General features: G+C 49.9%; 14 protein-coding genes. 9 read left to right on the top strand and 5 right to left on the bottom strand.

Annotated features, from left to right (window positions below):
• Positions 1-399: 399 nt before the first annotated feature.
• On the top strand, positions 400-1563 hold the full coding sequence (locus ACQE3E_RS04330) for a hypothetical protein (protein WP_427501256.1): 1164 nt from the start codon (positions 400-402) through the stop codon (positions 1561-1563).
• 467 nt (positions 1564-2030) lie between these two features.
• Here the strand turns inward: ACQE3E_RS04330 and ACQE3E_RS04325 are convergent, their stop codons facing one another.
• A complete protein-coding gene (locus ACQE3E_RS04325; RefSeq protein ID WP_427501255.1) occupies positions 2031-2291 on the bottom strand; it encodes a Txe/YoeB family addiction module toxin in 261 nt (86 codons plus the stop codon).
• Positions 2288-2539: a type II toxin-antitoxin system Phd/YefM family antitoxin gene (locus tag ACQE3E_RS04320; RefSeq protein WP_064026876.1), complete on the bottom strand. Its 252-nt coding sequence runs from the start codon at positions 2537-2539 to the stop codon at positions 2288-2290. The genes ACQE3E_RS04325 and ACQE3E_RS04320 overlap by 4 nt, the downstream gene beginning before the upstream one ends.
• Positions 2540-2671: 132 nt before the next feature.
• On the opposite strand from ACQE3E_RS04320, the gene ureA reads away from it, so the two are divergent.
• The 3 genes from ureA (at position 2672) to ureC (ending at position 5121) form a co-directional block, all read left to right on the top strand.
• Positions 2672-2974, top strand: coding sequence for an urease subunit gamma (ureA, locus tag ACQE3E_RS04315; protein WP_020482653.1), 303 nt, complete (start codon positions 2672-2674; stop codon positions 2972-2974).
• A 129-nt stretch (positions 2975-3103) separates the two neighbouring features.
• A complete protein-coding gene (locus ACQE3E_RS04310) occupies positions 3104-3421 on the top strand; it encodes an urease subunit beta (RefSeq protein WP_313728964.1) in 318 nt (105 codons plus the stop codon).
• Positions 3418-5121, top strand: coding sequence for an urease subunit alpha (gene ureC / locus ACQE3E_RS04305; protein WP_427501254.1), 1704 nt, complete (start codon positions 3418-3420; stop codon positions 5119-5121). Before ACQE3E_RS04310 ends, ureC begins: the two co-directional genes overlap by 4 nt.
• Positions 5122-5214: 93 nt before the next feature.
• Here ureC and ACQE3E_RS04300 read toward each other — a convergent pair whose 3' ends face one another.
• On the bottom strand, positions 5215-5781 hold the full coding sequence (locus ACQE3E_RS04300; protein WP_427501253.1) for a hypothetical protein: 567 nt from the start codon (positions 5779-5781) through the stop codon (positions 5215-5217).
• Positions 5782-5866: 85 nt separating this feature from the next.
• Positions 5867-6223: a hypothetical protein gene (locus ACQE3E_RS04295; protein WP_168032017.1), complete on the bottom strand. Its 357-nt coding sequence runs from the start codon at positions 6221-6223 to the stop codon at positions 5867-5869.
• Positions 6224-7130: 907 nt separating this feature from the next.
• Here ACQE3E_RS04295 and ACQE3E_RS04290 point away from each other — a divergent pair.
• The 5 genes from ACQE3E_RS04290 to ACQE3E_RS04270 all read left to right on the top strand — a co-directional run bounded on the left by ACQE3E_RS04290 (position 7131) and on the right by ACQE3E_RS04270 (position 9255).
• Positions 7131-7409, top strand: coding sequence for a type II toxin-antitoxin system CcdA family antitoxin (locus ACQE3E_RS04290; protein WP_313728969.1), 279 nt, complete (start codon positions 7131-7133; stop codon positions 7407-7409).
• A 1-nt stretch (position 7410) separates the two neighbouring features.
• Positions 7411-7719: a CcdB family protein gene (locus tag ACQE3E_RS04285; protein ID WP_064026861.1), complete on the top strand. Its 309-nt coding sequence runs from the start codon at positions 7411-7413 to the stop codon at positions 7717-7719.
• A 71-nt stretch (positions 7720-7790) separates the two neighbouring features.
• Positions 7791-8099: a type II toxin-antitoxin system RelE/ParE family toxin gene (locus tag ACQE3E_RS04280; RefSeq protein ID WP_064026859.1), complete on the top strand. Its 309-nt coding sequence runs from the start codon at positions 7791-7793 to the stop codon at positions 8097-8099.
• Positions 8096-8410: an addiction module antidote protein gene (locus ACQE3E_RS04275; protein ID WP_281022366.1), complete on the top strand. Its 315-nt coding sequence runs from the start codon at positions 8096-8098 to the stop codon at positions 8408-8410. Before ACQE3E_RS04280 ends, ACQE3E_RS04275 begins: the two co-directional genes overlap by 4 nt.
• 173 nt (positions 8411-8583) lie before the next feature.
• Entirely contained in the window at positions 8584-9255 is a 672-nt protein-coding gene (locus tag ACQE3E_RS04270) for an esterase/lipase family protein (protein WP_281022365.1), read from the top strand.
• On the opposite strand, the gene ACQE3E_RS04265 is transcribed toward ACQE3E_RS04270, so the two are convergent.
• A complete protein-coding gene (locus ACQE3E_RS04265; protein ID WP_313728970.1) occupies positions 9170-9958 on the bottom strand; it encodes a hypothetical protein in 789 nt (262 codons plus the stop codon). The genes ACQE3E_RS04270 and ACQE3E_RS04265 overlap by 86 nt on opposite strands.
• Positions 9959-10358: the final 400 nt, after the last annotated feature.

The following is a 10358-nucleotide window of genomic DNA, read 5'->3' as shown; positions in this document are numbered from 1 at the left end:
GCTAATCCGCCCAAACCCTCCGGTGCTCGGCGCGGCATCAGGGGCAATAGCCCCGTCACGAGAAGAAATGTTGTTGGATTATTTTGCAATTTGGGTTTCGAGTTCTATTGTAGGATGCTGCTGACAATAGGCGGCGCATCTATCGCGCAGAATGCGTTTCACATTGTGAACCCTATGAGATAAAAACAAAGATATTCAATGGAAATTATCTTCAAAAATATACCTAGGAAATTATGCAAAAAACTACAATGCTCTTTTTCATCTATTACCGACAAGAAAAACTTTATAATACCAACCAGTTTAGACGACCTCAAAAATTACCCAAACCATCTCCATAAATCTAGGCGCGCGTATTCACGCGAGACATGCGATTTATTTTTAGATTTTTGCAAAAAGCTTATGTCTTGGGATGACATTGCTGGAGTTGCTAGCCTAGACACTGTTTTTTGGGCATTTTCAGATTCGCTTGACGAGCATTTTATTGAGCAAAATAAATTTGATTTTGATTTTTTTACTTCTACGTGGATTGAGAAAATTAACTCAAAACTACATAAATATAGATTTTATTTTTCCGTACACGGCTTGATGCTAAAGGATAGTTTACATGAGGAATTCGGCGAAGTATCTATAGTTTTATTTGACAAGGCGTTAGCCGACCGACTCCTTGATGAAAACAAGAGTAACAATTACCAATGGACAGAATATTTACACTCAACCTTGTATAAAAAGTTCATTGGCAAAACTACTCTAATAGTAAGTGTTTTTGGTTGTAGAGATTTATCTGAACTAGTTGCCAGAGAGAAGGCAAATTCAGTAATTTCTTATTTTAGATTCATATTTTGTGTCTTGCACCATGATCGTGTACAAGAAGGCTTAGTTAAGATTTCTATTGAAAACGAATGGCCTGAAAATGATTCGGACTTTTTTTATGTAGAATCCGACCACATTTCCTTATCTAATCATCGAGGCGCAGCTCCATTATTTGCCTTCGACATTTATAGCAGAAACTTTTCCGATATAAAGAAAAATGGCTACTTAAATGAAATAAGTGATTTTATTTTTCATCCTTACAATAACTATGAAAAGGCAGTTAAATCTGCTATCTATTGGATTGGAGAAGCTCAAAACGATTTTAAACCAGACTCTGCGTTTGTTAAGTATTGGATTTCAATTGAAAGCTTACTAACAACGGGACTTCATTCTCAAAATGGAATAACAAGAAATCTTGTTGACGGTATGCCTATATTAATATGGTATTGTGGACACGAGTTTAGTGATAGACCTAATGTTCGCTGGTTGTCTAAGCGCATTAATGCCCTTTATGATCTTCGGTCTAAAATCGTTCATGAAGGTCATGGAGTTCAAATTAATTGCAATGACCTAAGAGACTTATGCAAATACTCCTCTTGGCTAATACTGTGTTTTTTATGGTTACGATCAAATTTCAATTATACAGAATGTAAACAAGTCAGAAAACTAATTGAAAATTTGAAAGGAGCTGAATTTTCTGAAGACTTTGAAAACCGAACCCGAAGTCTATTACTGGCTGCTCAGGCGCCGTAGGTCCGATTAGCGAAGCGTAATCGGACGAATGAGTTTATTGAATAGTTTAATTTTTGACTTTTTGATATTATATATTTTTATAAGGCATTCAATAAATTGATTATTTAAACATCCGTCCGATTACGCTTCGCTAATCGGACCTACCGAATTTCATTTTTTGACTTCAAAATTCGGGACGGTTTTCTCCCCTGATGCCGCGCCGAGCACCGGAGGGTTTGGACGGATCAGCCCGCAGGGGAGCGGCAGGGATGCCGCTCGTTTTCGGAGGGCTATGGATAACCCTTCCGAAAACCCCGTTCAAACCCTTCGGAGCGCAGGATCAAAGCGGCATGGGGCGGCCTTTCTTTTGGGTACTTTTCTTTGGCCGTCCAAAGAAAAGTACCTCGGCTGTCGGGCCGAGACCCGACATTAAAAACAACCGTCGCGGCAGCGACACAACATTAACAATCTGCGACAAAACCTAAAGGTCAATACTCATAGTGATACCGCAACTGTGCGATCAACAACGTATCGCCGGCAACTTTATAGACGATTCTATGCTCGTCGTTAATCCGCCGCGACCAATAGCCGGACAAACCGTGCTTCAACCGTTCCGGCTTACCGATGCCCTCGAACGGCTGGCGCTGGATTTCCTTGATCAATTGGTTGATGCGTTTAAGAATGGCCTTGTCGGTGGTTTGCCAGTACAGATAGCTATCCCAGGCATCGGCGGAAAAAGTGATTTTCACTCGATCAACTCATGCTCCGTGCCTTGGCCGGATTCCAACTCGGCGATGGATTCCAGCAAGCGGCGGGCGTTGGCTGGCGAGCGTAACAAATAGGCGGTTTCCTCCATGGCTTGGTAGTCTTCCAAAGACAGCATCACCACCGGGGATTCGCTTTTGCGAGTGATGATGATGGGGGCATGGTCGGCGCAAACCTTGTCCATGGTTTTGGCTAAATTGGCGCGAGCGGCGCTGTAACTGATGGCGTCCATTAATGCTCCTGTTGTACGAAAAACTGTACGACACAATAACTCGGAAGATAGCCCTATGCAAGTTGGGAAACATTTAACCGCGATACAACTTACCAACATTCCAAACACTACTATTTAGCTGACGATACCGCCATGCAATTAACCCCAAGAGAAAAAGACAAACTCCTCCTCTTCACTGCCGCCCTCCTCGCCGAGCGCCGCAAGGCCAGAGGCTTGAAACTTAACTACCCGGAAGCCGTGGCTTATATCTCCGCCGCGATCATGGAAGGCGCGCGCGACGGCCAGACTGTGGCCGAGTTGATGGCTTATGGTCGAACGCTATTAAGCATCGACGATGTGATGGATGGTATCGCCGAGATGCTGACCGAGGTGCAGGTGGAGGCGACGTTTCCGGATGGCACCAAATTGGTGACGGTGCATGAGCCGATTGTTTAATCATCGCGTGGGCACAAAAAGCACGTGCCCACCCTACGACAATTCGTCAGAAAGCAAAGAAAATCCAACATGTAGGGTGGACACGATTTATCGTGCCCACGCGGAAAAAATGAATAAAAGGAGCCCAATATGATCCCCGGAGAAATCTTCCCAGCCGCTGGCGACATCGAACTCAACGCCGGCCGCGCCACCGTTAAAGTCTTGGTTGCCAACAGCGGCGACCGGCCAATTCAGGTCGGCTCGCACTATCATTTTTACGAAACCAACCCGGCTTTGCACTTCGACCGCAGTGTGGCCTTGGGTTTTAGATTGGATATTCCGGCCGGCACCGCGGTGCGTTTCGAGCCGGGCCAGCAGCGCGAGGTGCAGTTGGTAGCCTTCGCCGGCAAGCGCGAGGTTTACGGCTTTAGGGGCGAGGTGATGGGCGCATTGGAGAAAACCGCATGAGCAAGATTTCGAGAGCGGCTTACGCCGACATGTTCGGCCCCACCACCGGCGACCGCCTGCGGCTGGCCGACACCGATTTGATTCTGGAAGTGGAAGCCGATTACACCGTTTACGGCGACGAGGTGAAATTCGGCGGCGGTAAGGTAATCCGCGACGGCATGGGCCAAAGCCAATTGGGGAACGATCAAGCCGTGGATTTGGTGATTACCAATGCATTGATCATCGATTATTGGGGCATCGTCAAAGCCGATGTCGGCGTCAAGGACGGCCGTATCTTCAAGATAGGCAAGGCCGGCAATCCGGACGTGCAGCCCGGCGTGGACATCATCGTCGGCCCCGGCACCGAAGTCATCGCCGGCGAAGGCCAGATTTTGACCGCCGGCGGCATCGACGCCCACATCCATTTCATCTGCCCGCAGCAGATCGAAGAAGCGCTGTGCTCCGGCGTAACGACGATGATCGGCGGTGGCACCGGGCCGGCCACCGGCACCAACGCCACCACTTGCACGCCAGGACCCTGGCATCTGCAACAAATGCTGACCGCGCTGGACGGTTTGCCGATGAATTTTGGTTTGCTGGGCAAGGGCAACGCCAGCCTGCCCGGCGCCTTGGAAGAACAAATCAAAGCCGGCGCGATGGGCCTGAAACTGCACGAAGACTGGGGCACCACCCCAGCGGCGATAGACTGCTGCCTAGGCGTGGCCGACGATTACGACGTGCAGGTGGCAATTCACACCGACACCTTGAACGAATCGGGGTTTGTGGAAGACACTTTCGCCGCCTTCAAGGGCCGCACGATACATACTTACCACACCGAAGGCGCCGGCGGCGGACATGCCCCGGACATCATCAAAGCCTGCGGCTTGAACAATGTGCTGCCGTCATCGACTAACCCGACCCGACCCTACACGGTGAACACCGTCGATGAGCACTTGGACATGCTGATGGTTTGCCATCATCTTGACCCCAGCATCCCGGAAGACGTGGCCTTCGCCGAATCGCGCATCCGCCGCGAAACCATCGCCGCCGAGGACATCCTGCACGACCTGGGCGCGTTTTCGATGATTTCTTCGGACTCACAAGCCATGGGCCGAGTCGGCGAAGTGGTGATCCGCACTTGGCAAACCGCGCATAAAATGAAAGCGCAGCGCGGCGCCTTGGGCTGCGACACCGCGCAAAACGACAATTTCCGTATCAAGCGTTACATCGCCAAATACACCATCAACCCGGCCATCAGTCACGGCATCAGCCACGAAGTGGGCTCCATCGAAGCCGGCAAACTGGCCGATCTGGTGTTGTGGCAACCAGCCTTCTTCGGCGTCAAACCCAGCCTGATCATCAAAGGCGGCCTGATCGCCGCCGCGCCGATGGGCGATGCCAATGCCTCGATACCCACCCCGCAACCGGTGCATTACCGGCCCATGTTCGGCAGCTTCGGCCGCACCGCCGCCAACAACTCGATGATCTTTTTGCCGCAGGTGGCGGTGACTTCCGGTCTGGCAGGTCAGTTGGGGCTGCAAAAGCGGGTGGGTACGGTGAAAAACACCCGAACCATCGGCAAGGCCGATTTGAAATTGAATGACTATCAGCCGGTGATGGAGGTTTGTCCGCAGACTTATCAGGTGCGGGCGGATGGAGAGTTGTTGATTTGCGAACCGGCGGTGGTGTTGCCGATGGCGCAGCGGTATTTTTTGTTTTGAGGACGATTTAGCCATCCCTATCCCGTGTCCGGCCCGGTATCGGCCAGCCACAACAAGAAAGGGATGGCGGAAGAAAACTCGCCAGCCGTTGGCTCAGGAACCCGGTCTGGGGGCTTTATGGGGCGGAACCGGTTCGTCGATGCTGACGGTGTCGGCTTCCACTTGCTGAGCCATCGCTTCGATGATTTCCGGCGGAACACCGGATTGCTTGAGGCTTGCCCGTAACTCTGCGCTCAATTCCGCGCCGGTTCGTTCCGCGACCGGTTCTTCGGGCTGAACGGGACCAGCAGATTCCTGTTCTTTCAAAGTCTGTTCCATTTGAGCAATATGCTCATCCGGTAAATGGTTAGCTCGCATCGACGCAATCATCTCGGCATTGGCTTCGTTACGCGCAGCCTCATCCTCGGGCGACAAGCTATTGGCTGGCGCCAGCCGTTGGCGCTCGTGCGGGGGTAATTGAGTGTCCTGAGACATTGCGGTATTTGCCGGCGGAATATCCAGCCTTCTGTTTGCGCCAGCCGCGATGACCGGCGCGGAAGCTGAAGCGGCATGTTCCGGTGCCGCCGGATGGCTCACGCCGCGATCCGGAAATTGCTGACCGGCAAAATATCCGCTCGCAAAAATGCTAGCCACACCCAGTATTGAGACAAATTTGTTCATGATCTTGACCTAGTTTGAGTTTGCTCGGAGCGGAATCTCGGTCGGACGAATCAGGCCAAAGATTCCGCATGATCCGGTTTAGCGATTAATACTCGTACAGATAGGTTAAAGTACCCAGGTAGCGGAAAGATCCGGAAGTTGGGCAGGCTGCAGTGCCGGTATCACCGTACAAATACAAGCTTTGATGGTTTTGCAGCGCCATTTTTGCCTGGATCAAGGCGGTTTGATTATAAGTCAAGAAATAGTTGGTATAGCCCGGCAATACGCTGTGCTCGGGCACCGTGTAAATATAACCGTAGGTCGTACCGTTTACATTATATTCGTAGACGCCGGTGACAGTGGTCCAACCTCCGCCACAACTCGCGGCATTGGCGGCACTGGCGCCAAACATGGAAGCAGCAATTACAGACAGCATTAACAACAGATTTTTGATAGTTTTCATGAGACTCACCTTAAAGATAGTAAACACAAGGACTAATTAACCAACACTGCGTTTGAATCTGGAATATCACTTACTCGGAAACGGGTAATATCCAAATGCAAGGGCAGTGTGTCCGTAGGTCTTCGCGATCATTTTTTTAATCTCCGCGAAACTGTTTGGGACGGTGTTAATTTAGGGAAACTATCCTTGGCGCTCTGTTAAGTTTTAGACTGGAAAAGTGTGACGGTTTCCACGCTTTATTTCGGGCGGCCATTGGCGCAGCCGCGGATGACTTATTCGGTATATCCCGATACTCGGCGCGGCATCCGGGGTTTGAGACAGCATCGGCACTGCGGCGCCCAGCCGGACATGCCTAGTTTGCGGTGGTAAATCCAAGGCGCGGCTTGCGCTACTCAAAGCGTTTAACGGGTGCTGTTCGACTCGAAACCGGGCCAACAACGCCAGCCGTCTTGTCGATGCTGTCGCCGGCAGCAAGCGCAAGGCTCTGAGCAATAAACGAAAGGCAAAAAGACTTGCGTGCGAGGCTCCGAGCAATAAACGCAACTCAAAAAGACTTGCGCGCAAGGCCCCGAGCAATAAACGCAACTCAAAAAAACTTGCGTGCGAGGCTCCGAGCGATAAACGCAACACAAAAAGATTTGCGCGCGAGACTCCGAGCAATAAACGAAAGGCAAAAAGCCTTGCGCGTGAAGCTCAGAGCATTAAACGAAAAGCAAAAAGACTTGCGGCGGTTCCCCAAACTCCAGTTTGGGAACCGCGCCTTGAAAACGCCAGCTTTGATTGATTTGACCGGGAAACGGGAGTTTCCAAGATCAGGTAACCAAGCTGGAGCTTGGTTACCAGTCGAACCCTCCGATGCTCGGCACTGCATGGGGAATTCACCCGATGTACAAGCATTAGCTGTCATGTGCATTATGTTGCGCATACATTAGACGCATTAAGGCGTAATCATGGCACCCAACAGCACAGTCAAAAAGCCACCAATCTCACCTTGTCCGCCGACGTGCTGGCCGAAGCCAAGACGTTGAACATGAATATTTCGCAAGCCTGCGACCGCTACTTGCGCGAACTGGTGCGTAGCGAGCGCGAAAGCAGTTGGCGGCAGGAACATGCCGAATTTATTTCGGCCTATAACCAAATCTTGGAACAAGATGGTTTACCGCTAGACGAATTCCGGATCTTCTGACATGGCGCGTTTCGAGGTCTACGGCAATAACAGCGACAAATCCGCCGATGCACCCTTTTTGTTGGATGTGCAAAGCGATGTTTTGAATGGCTTGGATAGCCGGATTGTGGTCCCGTTACGGCGCCGCGACCGCTTCCGGGCGATTTCGTTACCGGCTAATTTAATGCCGGTCTTGGACATCGACGGCGTCGAATACGTTTTGGAAATGCCGGAATTGGCTGCGGTTCCGGTAAGAATATTGACGGAGCCGGTAACATCGCTGGAGGCTTTGCGGTTTGAGATTAGGGCGGCGTTGGATTTTTTGTTTTGATGTTGAAAGGCTGGAATGTTTAAGTCCGATCAATCGCTTTATATCTGTATAAATTAGGATACAATCGGAACGTGAAAACCGTTTTAACGACCGAGCTTTTCGACCACTGGTTTACCGGCTTGAAAGACATTCAGGCCAAACGTCGTATCCAAATGCGTATCGACCGTGCCGAGGATGGTCATTTCGGCGATTGCAAACCGGTTGGCGAAGGCGTATCCGAAATGCGCGTCAACACCGGTCCGGGTTATCGGATTTATTACACGCAACGTGGAGACGGCTACGAAATCGTTGTACTACTGGCTGGCGGCGATAAGTCCTCGCAGGCTCAAGACATCAAGACCGCTATTCAGTTGGCCAGACAAATTAAGGAGCAATCATGACAATCAAATTAAAACGCTGGGATTCGGCCGAGCATTTACAAACCGACGAAGACATCGAATTGTATTTGCAAGCTTGTTTCGAAGAAGCCGGCGACGACGCCGCCTTTATCGCCAAAGCCTTGGGCAATGTCGCCCGCGCCCGCAGCATGACGCAGTTGGCCAAGGATACCGGTATGGGGCGGGAAAGTTTATATAAAGCGTTGTCCGGCGAGGGTAATCCAAGTTTCGGCACTATTTTGAAGGTGACAAATGCATTGGGACTGAAATTTAACGTCCATCTTTCGGATGATTCTGATCGGAAAATGGCTTGAGTTTGGTTTATAGCGTTATCCATGGGCATATATTGCGAAGCAAACCCTACTTGATGGTTTTTGTGTTTTTAGGTGTCGTTATCCGTTTGTTGGGTCACTTAAGTTTACCCCTCCGGCACTTCGATGCCGCTAGGGGGGAGGAGTCCATCCCATTGGACTACGCTGGCTAAATCGTGCTCAACCTGGGCACTTCAAAATCGGCTCAACAATACAACAAATATCCTAAATATCCGATTATGAAAGTAATACTTGTCCATGGCATATTTGATACAGGAAGAATATTTCACCGTTTAATCGCGAAATTGGAAGCAAACGGTCATCAATGCTTTGCACCTGACTTAAAACCAGCAGATGCGCGACTAGGAATTGCCGATCTATCTGAAAAACTGAAGCAATATATTGACGAACAAGTTAGTAACGATGAGCCGATTGCCGTTGTCGGTTTTAGTATGGGCACAATAGTATCCCGTTATTACTTGCAACAATTAGACGGCTATCGACGGACAAAAGCTTTTTTCGCGATATCCGGTCCGCTCAAAGGAACGCTAACCGCGTATTTGTACCCCGGCCAAGGCGTAAAGGATTTAAGGCCGAATAGCCCGTTACTTAATGAACTAGCCAAGTCCGAAAACAAGCTTGCGCATATTGCCTTACATACGTATAGAACGCCGCTAGATGCGATGATAGTGCCGTCCAAAAGCTCCGAATGGCGAATGGCTAGCAACCATAAAATCAATGCACCGTTACATAAGCTTATGGTTAGCAACCAAAGGGTTTACACCCATATTGCAAAGCAATTAACCCACGTCTTGAGTAGTTCCGACGCTGGAGTTTCGGAACGATAAGAAACAAGACAGCATTAATGTTGGGAGTTTTTTTCTCCCCTGACGCCGCGCCGAGTACCGGAGGGTTGAGGCGGATTTGTCCGCAGGGGCGATGCAAGGATACATCGCGTTTTTCGCAGGGGCTGAATGCCCATTCGAGCCCCCGCTCAAACCCTTCGGAGCACAGGGCAAATCGACAGGATAGCCGATTTGCATGCGATAGCACTCGAAGGGCGAGGTATATGAATGTACCGAGTGATTCAAGCGGCATGGGATGGCCTTTTCTTTGGATACTTTCTTTTGGCCAAGCAAAAGAAAGTATCGCGGTTGTCGGTCCGCGAACCGACATGTAAAAAACTCGTCGCGACAGCGACACAACAAAACCAAAAGACATCAAGGCCAGTAGAGAGAAAACCAGGAATGATTTTCGTAGCGAAAGTATCGTGGCTGTCGGGCCGAGACCCGACATTTCAACCACCCGCCCCGACAGCGACATCAAATAAATAAGCGTCATTAAATGGCATTTTTCATACTGATTTTGTTGTTTGTGGTTTGTATCGGTTTGTGTTTCATTGACCAATGCCCGCATTGCCAGGAATACAGGTCGTTTAATAAAACCGGCCAGAGCCGGCAATTGAAACAAGCCGTATATGAATTGGAATATTTCTATCGTTGCAAACGCTGCGGGTATAGTGAATGGCGGAAAATTGGCCCCAGTAATCATTCAAACGAAGGCGGCGGTGGCTGCTGATAATTTTATGCTTCCCCACGCGCTGCGCCACTGCCATTTAGTTAAGAACGGATGCTCCCCTCTGCCTCAGGAAGAGCTAGGGTGAGAGCGATAAATAGGCAAGAAAGCTTTATTTTGTTTCCGTCATCCCAACCTTATCCCAAAGGGAGAGGGGCTTTTTCCATATGGATGCCGGAGGTATAGCAAGGCATGGAGCAATTGCCGAGGCCAAGCACAAATTCGTTTGGAATGAATATGAACAACCGACAGGTTGGCCAAAGGGCGAAAACCAGGGACGATTTTCGTAGCGAAAGTAACGCGGTTGTCGGTCCGCGAACCGACATGTAAAAAAACCGTCGCGACAGCGACACAACAAGACCAAAAGACATCAAGT

It is taken from the genome of Methylomonas sp. MED-D, assembly GCF_050276835.1.
GTDB classification, from domain to species: Bacteria; Pseudomonadota; Gammaproteobacteria; order Methylococcales; family Methylomonadaceae; genus Methylomonas; species Methylomonas koyamae_A.
The sequence above is the reverse complement of the archived record's forward strand: the minus strand, read 5'-3'. Positions and strand labels throughout refer to the sequence as shown.